Origin of the sequence: Amycolatopsis plumensis, assembly GCF_042652605.1 — a bacterium.
In the GTDB taxonomy this organism is placed as follows: domain Bacteria; phylum Actinomycetota; class Actinomycetes; order Mycobacteriales; family Pseudonocardiaceae; genus Amycolatopsis; species Amycolatopsis plumensis.
In genome coordinates, this window is sequence record NZ_JBHSJY010000001.1 from 3,642,241 (window position 1) to 3,659,841 (window position 17,601).

Below are 17,601 nucleotides of genomic sequence, written 5' to 3' on the forward strand. Positions count from 1 at the left end.
TCACTGCACCTCGACGATTTCCAGGTGGGGGATCGGGAACACGAGCTTTCCGCCCCATTTCCCGATGTGGGAGAGCTGTTCGGTCAGTTCCTCCCGGAGGTTCCACGGGAGGACGAGCACGTAGTCGGGCCGGTCCGCGTCGATCCGTTCCGGCGGCAGCACCGGGATGCGCGTGCCGGGGGTGAACCGGCCGTGCTTGTACGGGTTGCGGTCGACCGTGTACTGCAGCAGGTCCGTCCGGATGCCGCAGTGGTTCAGCAGGGTGTTGCCCTTGCCCGGGGCGCCGTAGCCGACGACGGTTTTCCCGTCGTTGCGCGCCTCGATGAGGAACTTCAGCAGGTCCAGCCGCACGCGCGTGACGCGCTCGGCGAACTCGGTGTACCCGGACAGCTCGTGCAGCCCGGCGGACTTCTCCCGCTCCAGCACGTCGGTCATCCGCTCGCTGGGCTCGCCCGCGACCGCTGTGACAACCGGGGCTCCGCCCCGGGCCGGGGGCTCCGCCACCCGGAACCCCCCGAAAGCCTCGGTGGGACGCGCCCAGAGCCGGATCGATCCGCCATGCGTCGGCAGCAGCTCGACGTCGACCACGGTCAGCCCGCCGGTCGCCAGGGCCCGGCGCGCGGATTCGACCGTGTAGTACTGGAAGTGCTCGTGGTAGATCGTGTCGTACTGGTTCTTCTCGATCAGCGTGAGCAGGTGCTGCACCTCGATGGAGACCCAGCCGTCGTCGGCGACGAGCGCCCGCAGGCCCTTGGTGAAACCGAGGACGTCCGGGATGTGCGCGTAGACGTTGTTCGCGGCGACCAGGTCGGCCGGCCCGTGCTCCTCGCGCACGCGAAGACCGGTCTCCTCGGAGAGGAAGGCCGTCAGGGTGGGCACGCCGGCGTCACGCGCCGCCTGCCCGACGTTCACCGAAGGTTCCACGCCCAGACACCGGATCCCGTGCCCGACGACGTGCTTGAGCAGGTACCCGTCGTTGCTCGCCACCTCGACGACGAACGACTTCTCGCCGAGCCCGAGCCGCTCGACCGCGCCGTCGACGAAGCGCTTCGCGTGCTCGACCCACGACGTCGAGAAGGACGAGAAGTAGGCGTACTCGGTGAAGGTGTCGTCGGGGTCGATCAGCGGCGGGATCTGGGCGAGCCAGCAGTCGGTGCAGACCTGCAGGTGGAGCGGGAAGGTGGCTTCCGGCTCGTCGAGCTGCTCCGCTGCCAAAAATCGCTCACACGGGGGAGTCGCGCCGAGGTCGACGACACTGGCCGTGTTTGTCGAACCGCAGAGTCGACATGTGGTCATCTACCAGGCTCCTTGGCTCGCGGTCGCGATGTGCACCCAACACGTCGACCGGCGCCGGGAGGTCGTTACAGCGACGCGTGAGCCGCTGGTGGACCGATTCGGAACCGCAACCTGAATGGCCTAACTGTGGCCGGAATCACGAACCGTACCCGATCGAACCCGTAACGTCCACAGTGGACGTGCTCCTACGCTGGCGGGATGACATCGGAGTCCACACCCCGGCTGAGCGGGTTCACGGGCGTGGTGCTGACGGCCCGGTTCCTCACCGAGCTGATGCTCCTGGGTGGCCTGGCCCTGGCCGGCACCCAGCTCGGCACCGGGGTGGCGCTGGCGATCGCCGACGCGGTCCTGCTGCCGGCGGCGGCCGCCGCGCTCTGGGGCCTGTTCCTCGCCCCGCGAGCCCGCCGCCGCCTCCCGGAACCGGCCCGCTTCCTCCTGGAATTCGCCCTCTTCGCGGTCACCGGCGTGGTGCTCGCGCTGGTGGGCTGGCCGGTCACCGGGGTCGTGGTGGCCGTGGCCGGGATCGGCATCGCGGTGCTGACCCGGGTCGTCGCCAAGGATGGCTGAGCCCTCCCCGCCACCCGGCGGAGAGGGCTCGAAGCCGGTCAGATCTTCTCGGCCGCCGGGATGACGTCGGTGGCGAACTTCTCCAGGATCGCCGGGTGGTGGACGTGCGGAACCATGCCCAGGGCCACCTGGATGCCCAGGCCGTTCAGCCGCTCCAGTTCGGCCAGCAGCTCGCCGGACTTCTCACCGTTCTCGCCGATGTCGAGGATGTGGTAGACGGTCTTGGTGATCGAGTCGTAGTCGCGGCCCTCGTTCTCGCAGTGCTGCCGCAGCACGTCGAGCTTGCGCTCCAGCTCCGGCCCGTTGAAGAGGTTGCACTGGTCGGCGTACTTCGCGACGAGCTTCAGCGTCTTCTTCTCGCCGCCGCCCCCGATCATGATCGGCGGCCGCGGCTTCGACAGCGCCTGCGGCACGTTGAGCAGCCGGGCGGCGTCGAAGTGCTTGCTCTTGAACGGCGCATCGCCGTCCGCCCACATCTGCAGCACGTACTGGAGGTTCTCCTCCAGCAGTTCGAACCGCTCGCTCACGGAGGGGAACGGGAAGCCGAGCCCGCGGGACTCCTCCTCGTTCCAGCCCGCGCCGATGCCGAGGATCGCGCGGCCGCCGGAGAGCACGTCCAGCGTCGTGATGGCCTTGGCCAGCAGGCCGGGGTGCCGGTAGAGGACGCCGGTGACCACGGTGAGCAGCTTGGCGCGCTCGGTGTGCGCCGCGATGAAGCCGAGGGTCGTGTACGCCTCGAGCATGTCGTTTTCGGTCGGGCCGACGCCGCCGATCTGGAAGAAGTGGTCCATCACGGCGATGGAGTCGAAGCCGGCCTGGTCGCCGGCGCGGACGACGGCGGCCAGGTCGGCGCCCAGCGCGGACGCCCCGTTCGGCCAGGTGAAGTCCGGGATCTGCAGTCCGAGTTTCATGTCTTCCGACCGTATACCTGGAGTGGCCCCAGCTGCGGGGTCAGAAATCGCGGACCAGGAAGATCCGGCCGTGCAGGGGATCGGTGACCCACACCGTGCGTGCGCGCTGGTCGACCGCGACCTCGCCGGGATTGACGCCCAGCGACAGCTCGCCGCTCAGCGTGCCCGTCGTGCCGTCGACGCGGGAAAGGCCGTTCTGGCCGCCGTTGGTGTACACCGTGTTCGTGCCCTGGTGCACGGCCAGCGCGGAGGCTTCGCTGCGCAGCAACACGGTCTTGCGCTCGGCGTGTGTCGAAGCGTCCACAATGGACATGTGGTGGATGCCGGAGTTCGCGACGTAGACCGTGCCGCTCGCGTGGTGCACCGCGACGCCGGTCGGGTTGCGCCCGACCTTCACCGAAGCGACGAACTTCCCGCTGTCGATCGAGAACACCTCGACCGAGTCGGTGGCGGCGCTCGCGCAGTAAGCCAGCTTGCGCCCGGGGTCGACGCCGATGCCGGCGAACCCCGGCTTCGGGCCCGGCACGAGCGCCGCCAGGGTGCAGCTCGCGCCGTCGAGCACGGCGAGCGTCCCGGTGGTCCCGCTGGCCGCGTAGACGCGGTTGGCCTCCTCGTCGACCGCCAGCGCCGAGGCGCCCGCCCCCGCGCCGATCACGCTCACCAGGTCGTGCGTGCGGCTGTCGAGCGCCACCACGGTGCCCGCCGGCGGGTTCGCGACGTAGATCCGGCCGGCCTCCGGATCGACCGCCACGTCGCCGGGCGCGCCGCCGAGGTCGATCACGTCGACGACCGACACGCGGCGGGGATCCACCGCGGAGACCGTCCCGGCCTGGGCGTCGGTGATGTACGCGAGGCCGGTGACCGGGTTCACCGCGACGCCGGCCGGCGCCCCGCCGACGTCGAGCGACCGGACGTCCGCCGCGCGTGCCGTCCCGGGAAGGGCGAGCGCGCCGAAACCCGCGGTGACCAGCGCGAACAGGGTCCGCCGGGGTAGCCGTGCACCGCCCATCGGCGCCTCCGCTCCTGATCAACTCGCCGTCCGAGCGTAACCCGCGCCATCGCCACGTGAAGGAACTTCGCGTCCCCCGATCGCGTTGTTTCGACTGGGTAATCCACTTCCAGAGCGGACGGAGGCGAGCGCGCGTGCACGGGCACCAGAACGGACTCAAGACGGCATTGCTGCTCGGCCTGCTGTCGGCGATCATCGTCGCGCTCAGCGGGCTCTTCGGCCGCGGCGCGCTGGTGATCGGCCTGCTCGTCGCGCTCGGGATGAACGCGTTCGCCTACTTCAACTCCGACAAGCTGGCCCTGCGCGCGATGCGGGCGCGGCCGGTTTCGGAGGTCGAGCAGCCCGCGATGTACCGGATCGTCCGCGAGCTCGCGCAAGTCGCCCGGCAGCCGATGCCGCAGTTGTACATCAGCCCGACGGTCGCGCCCAACGCGTTCGCGACCGGCCGCAACCCCCGGCACGCGGCCGTGTGCTGCACCACCGGCATCCTCGACCTGCTCGACGAGCGCGAGCTGCGGGCCGTGCTCGGCCACGAGCTGTCGCACGTCTACAACCGCGACATCCTGATCTCCTGCGTGGCGGGCGCGCTGGCCAGCGTGATCAGCGTGCTCGCGAACATCGCGCTGTTCTTCGGCGGCAACAACCGCGACGGGAACCCCCTGCTCAGCCTCCTGTTGATCTTCGTCGGGCCGATCGCGGCGGCCATCATCCGGATGGGGGTCAGCCGCTCGCGGGAGTACCAGGCGGACGCGTCCGGCGCCGAACTGACCGGCGACCCGCTGGGCCTGGCCTCGGCGCTGCGGAAGCTGGACGCCGGGACGCGGGCGCGGCCGCTGGTCGCCGAGCCGCAGCTGGTGTCGCAGTCGCACCTGATGATCGCGAACCCGTTCCGCCCCGGCGAGGGCCTGAGCAAGCTGTTCTCGACCCACCCGCCGATCGCCGACCGCATCGCCCGGCTCGAAGAGATGGCCCGCCGACCGTTCTAGGCCGACGCTCCCGCCGCCACGGCGACGGCCTTCACGTAGTCGCCGTAACCGGACTTCGCGAGCTTTTCGCCCAGCGCGTAGCACTCGTAGGCGGTGATGAAGCCCATCCGCAGCGCGATTTCCTCGAGGCAGGCGATCCGCACGCCGGTGCGGTGTTCCAGCACCTGCACGAACTGGCCGGCTTCGAGCAGCGAGTCGTGCGTGCCGGTGTCGAGCCAGGCGAACCCGCGGCTGAGCTCGACCAGCGTGGCGCGGTCCTGGCGCACGTACGTCAGGTTGACGTCGGTGATCTCGAGCTCACCGCGCGCGGACGGCTTCAGGCCGGCGGCGATGTCGACGACCTGGTTGTCGTAGAAGTACAGGCCGGTGATCGCCTTGTTGGAGCGCGGCTTCAGCGGCTTTTCCTCGATGGTGATCAGCTTGCCGGTCTCGTCGACCTCGCCGACGCCGTAGCGCTGGGGGTCCTTGACCGGGTAGCCGAACAGGACGCACCCGTCGAGTTCGCGCACGGCCTGCTGCAGGCGGCCGGAGAAGCCCTGGCCGTAGAAGATGTTGTCGCCGAGGACCAGGGCCACGTCGTCGTCGCCGATGAAGTCCGCGCCGATCACGAAGGCCTCGGCCAGCCCGTTCGGGCTCGGCTGCTCGGCGTAGGAGAACGAGACGCCGAACTGGTCGCCGTTGCCCAGCAGCCTGCGGAACATCGGCAGGTCGGTGGGGGTGGAGATGACGAGGATCTCGCGGATCCCGGCCAGCATCAGCACCGAGATCGGGTAGTAGACCATCGGCTTGTCGTAGACCGGCAGCAGCTGCTTGGACACCGCCTGGGTGATCGGGTGCAGGCGTGTCCCGCTGCCTCCGGCCAGCACGATGCCCTTCATGGACGGCCTCCCTTTCGGCGTTGCTGAGACCTCCCCACCCTACGGGCCGCCGCTAGGGCCTGTATCGAAGTCGTCTCGGGCTGGTTCGGGTTGACCACGAAGCTGCATCTGGGGTGTGAGCAGGGGCAGAAGCCGTTGCCGGTCGTGCTGACCGCGGGACAGCGTGGCGATAGCCCGCAGTTCGTTCCGGTCCTGGCCGGGATCCGGGTGCCCCGTCCAGGCGGTCCGGTACGAGGCCACGGTGCACGTCGACGCGATCAACGAGTGGCGCTGACCCACTTCGATACAGGCCCTAGAAGGCCGGTCCCTTGCCGAAGTAGGCCTTGCAGCCGGCGTTGTTCTCGGTGGCAATCTCCAGCACGTTCCGGCCGTCGTCGACCGGCAGCAGGGTCGAGGAGTAGTTGGGGCACCAGTTGTTCCAGATGCCGCTGATGCGCACCGGGGCGGGCAGTTCGTACCAGTGGCCGCTGCCGAAGTCGTCGTTGGCCAGCAGCACCTGGCCGTTCTGCGGCTGCGGCACGCCCTTCGCGTCGGTGTAGATCTGCCCGACCATGACGATCCGCACCCCGTTCGGGCCGCCGGGGAACAGCGTGATCGTCTGCGCGTGCTGGAAGTAGTTGCCGTTGGCGGTGTCCACGCGGGTGCCGGGGTCGCCGGGATCGCCCCAGTTGGCGCCGTCGTCGGAGATCTTGAAGTACGGGTCGCAGTAGCGGTCGCGGAAGTTGCAGATCTCGTAGGCGAAGTAGTAGCGGCCGTCGGGCAGCCGGCGGATGATCGGCATGCCCGGCCGGACGCGGTCCGGCGGGATCGCCACGGTGAGCTGCTTGGTGCCCCAGTTCACGCCGTCGGTCGAGGCGACCCGGTTGAGCACCTGCGCGTACTTCGGCGCCTGCGTCTCGTCGGCGAAGTGGAGCCAGAGCGTGCCGCCGGCGTCGACGGTGAACTCGGGCTCCCAGATGCCGTCGATGTTGTGCGACCGGGCGGCCTCGGACAGGAAGCTCCACGAGCGGCCGCCGTCCTTGCTGGCCCAGACGCGGATCCCGATGCGGCGCAGCGGCCCGGCGTCCTGCCGGTAGGAGGCGGCCCACAGCAGCGTGCCGGCGCGGAGCCTGCCGACGCGCACCGGCAGTTCGTAGACGGTGCCGCAGCACATGCCGGACCGGCCGTCGGGGTCGCGGATCGCGCCGATTTCGTGGAACGACTCGCCTTCGTCGGTGCTCTCCAGGACGGGCGTGAACTTGCCGTCGGCGTCTTCGCTGGTCAGGGTGGCGATGATGCGCCCGCGGCCGTGCTCCAGCCGGATCAAGCGCGCGTACGCGCCGAAACCGGGGACGAGCTGCTGGCGCTCGGCCGCGCTCGCCGGGGTCAGCAGCGAGGCGACGGCGGCGAGCGTCAGCACGAAGGCCAGCGAACGACGCAACTCGACCCCCTCCACGCGGTGTCCGCGCGATTACAGCACGACCGGGCGACGGTCACCGGGCGCATTCACGCGTTCGGGTAACGCTCTTGCTGCCGGAGCCGAAAGATCACCCGAGGGGCCGCGGTGGTCCCGAGGGGGAAAGATGAAGATCCGGCTGGCCGGCGTGCTGCTGCTCCTCGTCCTGGCCTCGGCGTGCGCGCCGTCGAGCGGCTACGGCGAGATCGTCGCGGACCCGACCTACGAGCCCGCCCTGCCGACGCCCACGTCGACCGCGCCGCCGGTGCCGCGCGAGGTGCCGACGGAGACGCACACGGGCTCGGAGAGCGGCGAGTTCCAGACGACGTGGCCGGCGGACCAGGTGGGCTTCTTCACGTTCGACTGCCCCAAGTGCACGGCCAACGTCATCGTCGACACCGACGGCGGCGACCACAGCCTCGTCAACGCCATCGGCGCCTACAAGGGCACGAAGTGGATGAACACGCGGCCGGACCGCCCGGTGAAGCGGGTGACGGTCCACGCGAACGCCCCCTGGACGGCGACGATCTCCGACCACCGCAGCCTCCCGACGGCGGAGAGCGGCAAGGACACGGTCGGCAAGGGCGAAGCGGTGCTGAAGCTCCCGGCGGGCGTGAGCCGCATCAAGTTCACGGCGAAAACCCGCGGCAACATCGGCATGTGGGTGATGGCCACGTCCATCATCGACCGCGACCTGATCCTCAACCAGATCGGCGACGTGCAGGTCGAGCGGGACGTCGAGGGTCCGGCGTACCTGCAGGTCGTGGGTTATGAGGCCAGCTGGACGGTGACACCGTCCTGAGCGGGCACCCGGTGATCGGGTGCCCGCGGCGGCGTCACCGGTAGTTGGTGAACTGCAGCGCGATCTCGAAGTCCTTGCCCTTCAGCAGGGCGATGACCTCCTGCAGCTGGTCCTTCTTCTTGCCCGACACCCGCAGCTGGTCACCCTGGATCTGGGCCTGGACGCCCTTGGGACCTTCGTCGCGGATGAACTTGGCGATCTGCTTCGCCTTGTCCGACGCGATGCCCTGCAGGATTTTGCCGGAGATCTTGTAGATCTTGCCCGACAGCGCCGGCTCGCCGGCTTCGAAGGCCTTCAGGGAGATGTTGCGCTTGATCAGCTTCTCCTTGAACACCTCGACCGCGGCCAGCGCGCGCTCCTCGGTCTCGGACTCGATCGTGAGCGCCTCCTCGCCGGCCCAGTTGATCGTCGTGCCGGTGCCGCGGAAGTCGAACCGCGTGCCCAGCTCCTTGCTCGCCTGGTTGAGCGCGTTGTCCACCTCCTGGCGGTCGACCTTGCTCACGACGTCGAAAGAGGGATCCGCCACGTGTCCTCACACCTCGTACTCGCTTGTCAGGGGCCACCCAGCCTAGCCCCTGTCACCCGACGGGTATCCCGGTTGACCCCTGCTCGGGGGCGTTGGGTAAGCTTCTGTCCGGCCGGTGAGACCGGCCTGGGCGGGTTACCCGAGTGGCCAAAGGGGACTGGCTGTAAACCAGTTGGCATTGCCTACGGGGGTTCGAATCCCTCACCCGCCACGTTAGTTCGTCGGAGAGCCATGTCTGCGGAAAGCGCAGACATGGCTCTCTTCCGTTGTGTCCTTTGGGGGTCGAACCCCCAAACCCCCGCCAGGGGGCTCCGCCCCCTGGACCCCCGGCCGTGGTCGCCTTGGTATTTCGGCTGCCGGTGAACTGATGCCTCCCGGCGAACCGGCGCATAGGGGAACGGCCGGTTTCCCTTGCGGGAAAGGGAAACCGGCCGCGGCGGCGCTCGGGTTACGCCGCCTGGGAAACCGGCGTCGAAGCCGGGGTCAGGGCGAGGTCCAGGACCTCGCGGACGTTCGCCACCGCGTGGACGTCCAGCTGGCTCAGCACCTCGGCCGGGACGTCGTCCAGGTCCGGCTCGTTGCGCTGGGGGATGATCACCGTCTTCATCCCCGCGCGGTGGGCCGCCAGGAGCTTCTGCTTGACGCCGCCGATCGGGAGGACGCGGCCGGTCAGCGACACCTCGCCCGTCATCGCGACGTCCGCCCGGACCACCCGGCCCGAGAGCAGCGAGGCCAGGGCCGTCGTCATCGTGATGCCCGCCGACGGGCCGTCCTTCGGGACCGCGCCCGCCGGGACGTGGACGTGGATGCCGCGGTTGCGCAGGTCGCCCACCGGCAGCTCCAGCTCCGCGCCGTGCGACCGCAGGTACGACAGCGCGATCTGCACCGACTCCTTCATCACGTCGCCGAGCTGGCCGGTCAGCTGCAGCCCGGACGCGCCGGACTCCTGGTCCGCCAGCGACGCCTCGATGTACAGGACGTCACCACCGGCACCCGTCACCGCCAGGCCCGTCGCCACGCCCGGGGTCGCCGTGCGCTGGGTCGATGCCGGCAGCGACGACTCCGGGATGTGCCGAGGACGGCCCAGGTAGGCGTCCAGATCGGCAGCGTCGATCGAAATCGGCAGCGAGACCTCGTCCAGCGCCACCTTGGTCGCGACCTTCCGCAGCACCTTCGCGATCGTCCGGTTCGCGTCGCGCACGCCCGCCTCGCGGGTGTACTCGGCGGCGATCCGGCTGAACGCCGCGTCCGTCAGCACCACGTCCGCGGTGCCGAGGCCGGCGCGCTCCAGCTCGCGGGGGAGCAGGTGGTCCCGGGCGATGGTGACCTTCTCGTGCTCGGTGTAGCCGTCCAGCGTGACGAGCTCCATGCGGTCCAGCAGCGGGCCGGGGATGGTCTCCAGCGCGTTGGCCGTGGCCAGGAACACGACGTCGGACAGGTCCAGCTCGACCTCGAGGTAGTGGTCGCGGAACGTGTGGTTCTGCTCCGGGTCCAGCACTTCGAGCAGCGCCGCGGTCGGGTCGCCGCGGTAGTCGGCGCCGACCTTGTCGATCTCGTCGAGCAGCACGACCGGGTTCATCGAGCCGGCTTCCTTGATGGCGCGGACGATCCGGCCCGGCAGCGCGCCGACGTAGGTGCGGCGGTGACCGCGGATCTCGGCCTCGTCGCGGATGCCGCCCAGGGCGACCCGGACGAACTTGCGGCCCATGGCCTTCGCGACGGACTCACCCAGCGACGTCTTGCCGACCCCGGGAGGGCCCGCGAGGGCGAGCACGGCGCCCGAACGACGTCCGCCGACCGGGCCGAGACCCGACTCCGCGCGGCGCTTCCGGACGGCCAAGTACTCGATGATGCGTTCCTTGACGTCGTCCAGGCCCGCGTGGTCGGCGTCCAAAATGGCCCGTGCCGCCGCGATGTCGTAGACGTCCTCGGTGCGCTCGTTCCAGGGCAGCTCCAAGACGGTGTCCAGCCAGGTGCGGATCCAGCCGCCTTCGGGGGACTGCTCGGACGTGCGGTCCAGCTTGTCCACTTCGGCCAGTGCGGCCTTCTTCACTGCGTCCGGCAGCTCGGCGGATTCGACGCGGGCGCGGTAGTCCGTCTCGTCGGCGGTGCCGTCGAGCTCGCCGAGCTCCTTGCGGATGGCCTCGAGCTGGCGGCGCAGCAGGAACTCCTTCTGCTGCTTCTCCATGCCCTCGGCGACGTCCTTGCGGATCGTGTCGGTCACCTCGAGCTCGGCCAGGTGCTCCTTGCTCCACTCGAGGGCCTTCTCGAGCCGGGCGCTGACGTCCAAAGTGGACAGCAGCTCGAGCTTCTGCTCGGTGGACAGGTAGGGCGCGTTGCCGGACAGGTCGGCGACCGCGGAGGCGTCCTCGACCTGCTGGACGGCGTCGATCAGCTGCCAGCCGCCGCGCTGCTGGAGGATCGAGATGACGACGGCCTTGTACTCGGCCGCGAGCTTGGCGGTCTGGTCGCCGGTGGTCTCGGGGGCGTCCTCGGCGTGCACCCAGCGGGCCGCGCCGGGACCGTCGGCGATCCGGCCGACGACGGCGCGGGCCGTGCCGCGCAGCAGGACGGCGGCCTTGCCGCCGGGCACGCGGCCGATGCGCTCGACCGTGGCGACGGTGCCGAACTCGGCGTACTCGCCGTGGACGCGCGGGACGATCAGGACTTCGGCCTTGGTGGCCGCGGAGGACCGGATGCCGGGGAAGGACGCCTGGCTCGGCGTCTTGGCCTGGGCGGACTCCACCGCTGCCCGCGTCTCGGTGTCGGTCAGGTCGAGCGGGACGACCATGCCCGGCAGCACGACGTCGTCATCGAGCGGGAGCACGGGCAGGAGGCGGGTGTCGGACATGTGCACTCCTCGTGTAGTTGAGTCTGCCTAGCTCAACTCTCCGATGGGTGCGTTTGTTTCCGATGGTGCGTTCGCCCACAGCGATCGCCAAAGCCGCAGGTCAGCGCCCTGGTTTCGCCGCGACGGCGCACCACGCGAACGGCCGGGCCTCCGCTTCGAGGGCGTTGATCTTCCGGTCCGGCCGCCAGTCCGGCAGGTGCACGATGCCCGGCTCCAGCAGCGGCCAGTCGCCGAAGAGCGGCTCGATTTCTTCGCGGTTGCGCAGCCAGACCGGGTTGCTCGTCTTCCGGTACTGCTCGACGAACCAGCGCAGCCCTTCGAGCATTTCGCCGGTGCCGTCGCCTTCGCTCATCTGCGAAATCGCCAGCCAGCTGCCCGGCGCGAGCGCGTCCCGGTACGTCGCCAGCAGCCCTTCCGGGTCGTCGTCGGGCCCGACGAAGTGCAGCACCGCCGCCATGATCAGGCAGACCGGCTGCGAGAAGTCGATGAGCCGCCGCGTCTCCTCGGCCCGCAGCACCGACTTCGCGTCCCGCATGTCGGCCTGGACGATCCCGGCCCACTCGGTCGCCATGCCCTCTTCGAGGATCAGCGTGGCGTGGGCGACGGCGACCGGCTCGTAGTCGACGTAGACGACCTTGGCGTCGTGGTCCTCGGGCAGCTCCGCCTCGACGACCTCGTGCACGTTCCCGGCCGTCGGCACGCCCGAGCCGAGGTCGATGAACTGGCGGATCCCGGCCCGCAGCGCCGCCCGCACCGCGCGGTTCATGAACTCGCGGTTCTGCTTCGACCCCGGCCGCACCAGCGGCCACTGCTGCTCCATGCGCCGGCCGAACTCGCGGTCCACGGCCCAGTTCTGGGTACCGCCCAGGTACCAGTCGTAGATCCGGGCCGCGGACGGCTTCTCGGTGTCGACACCCTCGGGCGCTCTCGGCGCGGAATCCCGCTGGTCGGTCACTTCAGGCTCCCCTCGCTGGCGGCGAGGGCAAGCCTATAAGCCCCGGCCGGACCGGGTAATCCTCCAGTAGTTCACCGAACAGCCGGTCGACGCTGCCAGTACGTCCACAGCGGGCGGTAACCCTGCGCGTACCAGAACGGCGTCGAGAGCGGGTTCGCCGCGGCGTGGTGCAGCAGGACGACGTCCGCGCCCTCTTCGTCGAGAACGTGGTGGGCGTGCGCGGCCAGCGCGGTGCCGACGCCGGACGACCGCGCCGTCTCCGCGACGGCCAGCGACGACAGGTAGCCGACGCGGTCCGCGGCGACGCGGTCGCTGATCCAGCCGGTCTCGCCGGGGTGCTGGACGTTCACCATGCCGAGCGGACGGCCGTACAGCTCGGCGATCCACAGCGGCGGCTCCGGCCGGTTCAGCTGCTCCGCGAGGTCCTTGGCCATGATGTCCTCGACACCCTTGCGGAAGTTGACCGTGCCGTACTGCGCGTCGAAGGTGTGCAGTTCCAGACCCAGCTCGACGGCGGTGTCGAGGTCCCCCGGCTCGGCGCGGCGGATCTTGACGCCGGGCGTGCCGCGCGGGCCGGCCGGGATCATCCGCTCCGCCGGGCGGACCGCGATCACCCGCAGCGGCGCGAAGCCGTGGTGCAGCATTTCGCGCGTGCCGGCGGCGTCGCGGCTCGCCCGCGGGACGATCGCCGCCGTCTCCGTGTCACCCGGCTCGGCGACGGCGCGCAGATGTTCATCCCATCGGGTGAGGAGGGCGTCGAGGGCCTCGGCCGGCCGCGGGCCGGCGAGCTGGAGGTCGAGGCGGTGCTCGGTCAGCGCCCGCCACGGCGCGTTGGGTGCGTCCTGGTCGACCTGGATGCGCGAGGCGAGGGCGGAGGCGGCGGAATCACCCGTCGCGACCTCCAGCACCACCGCGTTTTCCGCTGCTTCGAAGGGAGTCGAGCCGGGGAGGAGGGAGTCCACCGCCGCGAGCCGCGCCGCGTGTTCGGTGGCAATCACGTCGCTGTGCATGACGCCATTGAAGCGCTACCCGCCGCCGTGTGCGTGGAGAACCGCCTCGATTGCGACACCTGCCCTTTCACCCCTTGGTCCACGCAGGTCAGCGCGTTCGAGGCATTGTTAACCCTGGGGTGATCTCCTACTGTCTCGAAAGGGACACGGGTACGCCCTACGGGGTACGGTATGGCCCTTGTCCACACCCGAAGTCACGGATCAGCACCGGTGGACAAGCCGGGAGGGAAGGTCGGATGCCGGACACCAACGCCCATGGTGACGCCGTCGCGCAGGCGCAACCCGGGCCGGGAGCCGCTTCCGGGACACCACCCGTCTCCGCCGAAGCCCGCACCGACGAACGCCGCTTCCGCGTCTACACCTTCGCCGTGCTGAGCCTCGGGCTCGTCGCCGCGTTCGCGGTCGGCTCGTGGCTGCCGTTCCACTGGGACGACCGGCTGCTGTGGGTCGGGCCCGTGCTCGCGGTCGCCTTCCTGCTCGCCGAACAGCTCGGCATCAACGTCGACGTCCGCAGCGGCATCTCGTGGACGATCTCGTTCACCGAGATCCCGCTCGTCATCGGGTTCTTCGTCGCGCCGTTCGAGGTCGTGCTGGCCGCGCACCTGGTCGCCGGCATCGGCACGCTGCTCGCCCGCAAGGTCGCCGGCCGCGTCCTCTACAACGCGGGCGCCTTCCTGCTCGAGATCACCGGCGCCTTCGCGGTCGCCGGGCTGGTGAAGCACCTGGTCGGGACGGGCGACGAGATCCCGTGGGTCGCGGCGCTGGCCGGCACCCTGACCGCGCCGCTGGTGAGCACCCTGCTCGCGCTGGCCGCGGTCCGCGTGCTGCGGCGCCGCATGCGGGTCAGCACCGCCGTCCGGCTCACCGGGCGGATCCTGGTCGTCGGGTTCGTCAACGCCTCCGTCGGCCTCTCCGGCTACCTCGTCATCTCCACCACGCCCCAGGCGTGGCCGCTGGTGCTCGCCGTCTTCCTGGGCCTCACCGCGCTGTACTGGGCGTACTCCGACCTGCTACGCGAGCAGCGGGACATGGAGGCGCTCTCCGACGTCAGCCTGATGGTGGCCCGCTCGGGCCAGCAGGCCGCGGCGCGCCCGGCCAGCCGCGCCGACGAGCTCGTCGGCGGCGTCGACGTCCGCGAATGGGCGACGATCGCCGAGCGCATCAAGGACCAGCTCGCCGCCGGCCGCGTCGTGCTGCGGCTCCGGCTGGAACCGAAGGACACCATGCGGGTCGTGGTCGCGGGCGACGACCTGCCGGCCGCCGACCCCGCCGCCGACGACCCGCTGCTGCGGCTGCCCGGCGCGCACGTCCGGCACTTCCGGATCACCGAGGCCAACCCCGACGTCCGCGCGGCGCTGCTCGACCGCGGCGCGCAGGAGGCGCTCGTCGTCCCGCTGCGCAGCGCGAACCGGCTGCTCGGCGTGGTCGAGGCGCACGACCGGCTGTCCCGCTGGCGCGGCTTCGGCAAGTACGACGTCCAGCTGCTCGGCACGATGGCCAGCCACCTCGCGACGGCGCTGGACAACCGGCGCCTGCTGGCGACGCTGCGCCACGACGCCTACCACGACCCGCAGACCGGGCACCTCAACCGGCCGGGCTTCCAGCAGGTGGCGAAGGAGCCGCTGCGGGACTTCGCCAACGCCGTGGTGCTGCGGATCGACCTCGACGTCTTCTCGACGGTCAGCGACGCGCTCGGCTACGCGTGGGCCGACCGGATGGTCGTCGCGGCGGGCCGCCGCATCCGTGACGCGCTCGGCCCCGACGTCCCGCTCGCCCGGCTCGAAGGCGCGTCCTTCGCGGCCCTGCTCGTCGGCTGCCCGCCGGAAGACGCCCACCAGGCGGCGGTCCGGCTGCGCGAAGAGCTGTCGGCGCCGTACCCGGTCGACCGGCTGTCGGTCGAGGCGAACGCGATGATCGGCTACGCGACGACGTCCGCGGAGGAACCGGGCGACGTCGTCGACATCGAGGGCCTGCTGCAGCGGGCGGACGTCGCCGTCCGCGCGACGAAGGGCGGCGAAGAGGTCCGCGGCTACGTGCCGAGCATGGGCCAGATCTTCCTGCGCCGTTTCCAGATGGTGACGCAGTTCCGGCAGTCCCTCGAGGACGGCCAGGTCAGCGTGCACTACCAGCCGAAGATCACCCTGCCCAACCGGCAGGTGCAGGGCGTCGAGGCGCTGGTCCGCTGGGTGCACCCGGAGTTCGGCAGGCTCGGCCCGGACGAGTTCGTCCCGGCCATCGAGGCGGCGGGCCTGATCGGCGTCCTGACGGGGTTCGTGCTCGGCGAGGCGCTCAAGCGCTGCCGCAAGTGGCTCGACGAGGGCCTGCGGATCTCGGTCGCGGTCAACCTGTCGGTGCGGAACCTGGCCGACGAGGACTTCCCGAACAAGGTGGCCCGCGAGCTGGAGCACCACGGCATCCCGCCCGAGCTGCTGACGTTCGAGCTGACCGAGTCCGGCGTGATGTCCGACCCGCAGAAGGCGCTGCCGATCCTGCGCGAGCTGCACTCGCTGGGCATCACCCTCGCCGTGGACGACTTCAGGACCGGGTACTCGTCGCTGGCCTACCTGCGGCAGCTGCCGGTCGACCAGGTGAAGATCGACAAGAGCTTCGTCCTCGGGATGGGCACGGACCTCGGCGACCTCGCGGTGGTCCGGTCGATCGTCGAGCTGGGGCACTCGCTCGGGCTGACGGTGGTGGCCGAGGGCGTCGAGGAGGACGTGGCGCGCGACCAGCTCGAGGCGATGGGGTGTGACGTCGCCCAGGGCTACCTGATCTCGCGGCCGCTGCCGGAGGACCGCTTGGAGGCGTGGCTGCAGGCCCGCACCGCGCGCTCGCCGGGGCGGCACTCGGAGACCGTGCTGACCCTCCTGACCTGAGGTTTTGCCGTTTGGGGACCCCGGTTGCACGGCCGGGTGAAGCCCCTTGCTAATCTTTCCAAGTCCTCGCGAGAGGCCAGGCCCCTTTAGCTCAGTCGGCAGAGCGTCTCCATGGTAAGGAGAAGGTCTACGGTTCGATTCCGTAAAGGGGCTCTCGACCTCAGCCGCGTCACGCCTGCGTGTCGCGGCTTGGGTCATGTAAGGGCGGTGTAGCTCAGTTGGCAGAGCAAGCGGCTCATAATCGCTGTGTCGCCGGTTCAAGTCCGGCCACCGCTACGCGGTAACGACGGGGCTGGCCCCCGGGACCTGAGAGAGAAGGAAACGCTGTGGCTGCCACCGACGTGCGACCCAAGATCACGCTGGCGTGCGAAGAGTGCAAGCACCGCAACTACATCACCAAGAAGAACCGGCGCAACAACCCGGATCGCCTGGAGATGAAGAAGTTCTGCCCGAACTGCGGCACGCACCGGACGCACAAGGAAACCCGCTGACGCTGTGTCTTGTGGGGGCGCAGCCCCCACACCCCGCCCGGGGCAAGCCCCCGGACCCCCGTCGTGGGTCACCTTGGCTTAGCACCTCGCTTTCGAAGAGCCGCCCTGGATCATCAGGGCGGCTCTTTGTTGTTGGTAGCCTCGTCGCCGTGCCCTTGGACCAGTCGTTCACCGGGCGGAGCTATCCGCCGCAGACCAGTTACGAAGTGAGCCGGGAGAAGATCCGGGAGTTCGCCGACGCGATCGGCGACGCGAACCCGGTCTACCGCGACCCGGAGGCGGCCCGCGAAGCCGGTCACCCGGACGTGATCGCCCCGCCGACGTTCCTCACGATCATCAACCTCGCCTCGATCAACGCGATCGTCACCGACCCCGAGCTCGGCCTCGACTACTCGCGGATGGTGCACGGCGACCAGGGCTTCACCTACACGCGCCCGGTGTACGCCGGCGACGTGCTCGAGGTGACCACCCACATCGACGGCATCATGGCCCGGGCCGGCAACGACTTCATCAACCTGCGCGCCGACATCACCGACGCCGCCGGTCAGAAGGTCTGTACCACCCGTGCGCAGCTGGTGGTTCGAGGGGAGAACGCGTGAACACCGGCGACGAGCTGCCCGCCCTCGAGGTCCGGATCACCCGCGAACAGCTGGTCCGCTACGCCGGGGCGGCGCTGGACTTCAACCCGATCCACTGGAACGAGGCGTTCGCGAAGGACGTCGGCCTGCCGGACGTGATCGCGCACGGGATGCTGACGATGGCGGTGGCCGGCCGAGTCGTCACGGACTGGCTCGGCGACCCGGCCCGGCTGGTCGACTTCAGCGCCCGGTTCACCCGTCCGGTCGTGGTGCCGAACACGCCCGAGGGTGCGCTGCTGGAGATCACCGGCAAGGTCGCGGACGTCAAGGACGACGGCATCGCGCGGATCGACCTCGTGGTGAAGTTCGACGGCAAGACGGTGCTCGGCAAGCCCCAGGCCATGGTCCGCACCTGACCTCCCGCCCCACC

Annotated in this window: 16 protein-coding genes and 3 tRNA genes; 10 read left to right on the forward strand and 9 right to left on the reverse strand. The window is 70.2% G+C overall.

Features of this window, described 5'->3' with window-relative positions; genetic code table 11:
• Entirely contained in the window at window positions 1–1,296 is a 1,296-nt protein-coding gene (locus ACFPLC_RS17605) for a class I SAM-dependent methyltransferase (protein ID WP_378189285.1), read from the reverse strand.
• Window positions 1,297–1,494: 198 nt separating this feature from the next.
• Between ACFPLC_RS17605 and ACFPLC_RS17610 the strand changes: the two genes are divergently transcribed.
• Window positions 1,495–1,863 (forward strand): DUF2568 domain-containing protein, encoded by a 369-nt coding sequence (locus ACFPLC_RS17610; RefSeq protein ID WP_378189284.1) that lies wholly within the window; start codon window positions 1,495–1,497, stop codon window positions 1,861–1,863.
• A 38-nt stretch (window positions 1,864–1,901) separates the two neighbouring features.
• Here ACFPLC_RS17610 and ACFPLC_RS17615 read toward each other — a convergent pair whose 3' ends face one another.
• The gene (locus tag ACFPLC_RS17615) at window positions 1,902–2,774 is read right to left on the reverse strand and encodes an LLM class F420-dependent oxidoreductase (protein ID WP_378189283.1); all 873 of its coding nucleotides are present in this window, start codon (window positions 2,772–2,774) and stop codon (window positions 1,902–1,904) included.
• Window positions 2,775–2,814: 40 nt separating this feature from the next.
• Complete coding sequence (locus tag ACFPLC_RS17620; RefSeq protein WP_378189282.1) at window positions 2,815–3,783, reverse strand: YncE family protein; 969 nt, start codon at window positions 3,781–3,783, stop codon at window positions 2,815–2,817.
• Between the two features lie 134 nt (window positions 3,784–3,917).
• On the opposite strand from ACFPLC_RS17620, the gene htpX reads away from it, so the two are divergent.
• Window positions 3,918–4,769 (forward strand): zinc metalloprotease HtpX, encoded by an 852-nt coding sequence (gene htpX, locus ACFPLC_RS17625; RefSeq protein WP_378189281.1) that lies wholly within the window; start codon window positions 3,918–3,920, stop codon window positions 4,767–4,769.
• Here htpX and rfbA read toward each other — a convergent pair.
• Both rfbA and ACFPLC_RS17635 read right to left on the reverse strand, forming a co-directional pair.
• On the reverse strand, window positions 4,766–5,647 hold the full coding sequence (gene rfbA, locus ACFPLC_RS17630) for a glucose-1-phosphate thymidylyltransferase RfbA (RefSeq protein ID WP_191311585.1): 882 nt from the start codon (window positions 5,645–5,647) through the stop codon (window positions 4,766–4,768). The genes htpX and rfbA overlap by 4 nt on opposite strands.
• Window positions 5,648–5,939: 292 nt before the next feature.
• Entirely contained in the window at window positions 5,940–7,082 is a 1,143-nt protein-coding gene (locus ACFPLC_RS17635; protein WP_378189280.1) for an exo-alpha-sialidase, read from the reverse strand.
• Between the two features lie 127 nt (window positions 7,083–7,209).
• Between ACFPLC_RS17635 and ACFPLC_RS17640 the strand changes: the two genes are divergently transcribed.
• Window positions 7,210–7,884, forward strand: a complete 675-nt coding sequence (locus tag ACFPLC_RS17640; RefSeq protein ID WP_378189279.1) for a hypothetical protein — start codon at window positions 7,210–7,212, stop codon at window positions 7,882–7,884.
• 34 nt (window positions 7,885–7,918) lie between these two features.
• Here ACFPLC_RS17640 and ACFPLC_RS17645 read toward each other — a convergent pair whose 3' ends face one another.
• A complete protein-coding gene (locus ACFPLC_RS17645) occupies window positions 7,919–8,410 on the reverse strand; it encodes a YajQ family cyclic di-GMP-binding protein (protein WP_191311589.1) in 492 nt (163 codons plus the stop codon).
• 129 nt (window positions 8,411–8,539) lie between these two features.
• Here ACFPLC_RS17645 and ACFPLC_RS17650 point away from each other — a divergent pair.
• Window positions 8,540–8,621, forward strand: a tRNA-Tyr gene (locus ACFPLC_RS17650).
• Window positions 8,622–8,858: 237 nt separating this feature from the next.
• Here ACFPLC_RS17650 and lon read toward each other — a convergent pair.
• The 3 genes from lon to ACFPLC_RS17665 all read right to left on the reverse strand — a co-directional run bounded on the left by lon (window position 8,859) and on the right by ACFPLC_RS17665 (window position 13,226).
• Window positions 8,859–11,261 (reverse strand): endopeptidase La, encoded by a 2,403-nt coding sequence (lon, locus tag ACFPLC_RS17655; RefSeq protein ID WP_378189278.1) that lies wholly within the window; start codon window positions 11,259–11,261, stop codon window positions 8,859–8,861.
• A 100-nt stretch (window positions 11,262–11,361) separates the two neighbouring features.
• The gene (locus ACFPLC_RS17660; RefSeq protein ID WP_191311593.1) at window positions 11,362–12,216 is read right to left on the reverse strand and encodes an SAM-dependent methyltransferase; all 855 of its coding nucleotides are present in this window, start codon (window positions 12,214–12,216) and stop codon (window positions 11,362–11,364) included.
• Between the two features lie 71 nt (window positions 12,217–12,287).
• Entirely contained in the window at window positions 12,288–13,226 is a 939-nt protein-coding gene (locus ACFPLC_RS17665) for a GNAT family N-acetyltransferase (protein WP_191311595.1), read from the reverse strand.
• A gap of 236 nt (window positions 13,227–13,462) precedes the next feature.
• Here ACFPLC_RS17665 and ACFPLC_RS17670 point away from each other — a divergent pair, with 236 nt between their 5' ends.
• From ACFPLC_RS17670 to ACFPLC_RS17695, 6 genes are all read left to right on the forward strand, one after another.
• On the forward strand, window positions 13,463–16,102 hold the full coding sequence (locus ACFPLC_RS17670) for a putative bifunctional diguanylate cyclase/phosphodiesterase (RefSeq protein ID WP_378189276.1): 2,640 nt from the start codon (window positions 13,463–13,465) through the stop codon (window positions 16,100–16,102).
• Window positions 16,103–16,182: 80 nt separating this feature from the next.
• Window positions 16,183–16,255, forward strand: a tRNA-Thr gene (locus tag ACFPLC_RS17675).
• Window positions 16,256–16,305: 50 nt separating this feature from the next.
• A tRNA-Met gene (locus ACFPLC_RS17680) sits at window positions 16,306–16,378 on the forward strand.
• A 50-nt stretch (window positions 16,379–16,428) separates the two neighbouring features.
• Window positions 16,429–16,593 (forward strand): 50S ribosomal protein L33, encoded by a 165-nt coding sequence (rpmG, locus tag ACFPLC_RS17685; RefSeq protein WP_005152047.1) that lies wholly within the window; start codon window positions 16,429–16,431, stop codon window positions 16,591–16,593.
• A 149-nt stretch (window positions 16,594–16,742) separates the two neighbouring features.
• The gene (locus ACFPLC_RS17690) at window positions 16,743–17,192 is read left to right on the forward strand and encodes a MaoC family dehydratase N-terminal domain-containing protein (RefSeq protein ID WP_378189275.1); all 450 of its coding nucleotides are present in this window, start codon (window positions 16,743–16,745) and stop codon (window positions 17,190–17,192) included.
• Window positions 17,189–17,587: a MaoC family dehydratase gene (locus ACFPLC_RS17695; RefSeq protein ID WP_378189274.1), complete on the forward strand. Its 399-nt coding sequence runs from the start codon at window positions 17,189–17,191 to the stop codon at window positions 17,585–17,587. The genes ACFPLC_RS17690 and ACFPLC_RS17695 overlap by 4 nt, the downstream gene beginning before the upstream one ends.
• The last annotated feature ends 14 nt before the right edge of the window (window positions 17,588–17,601 follow it).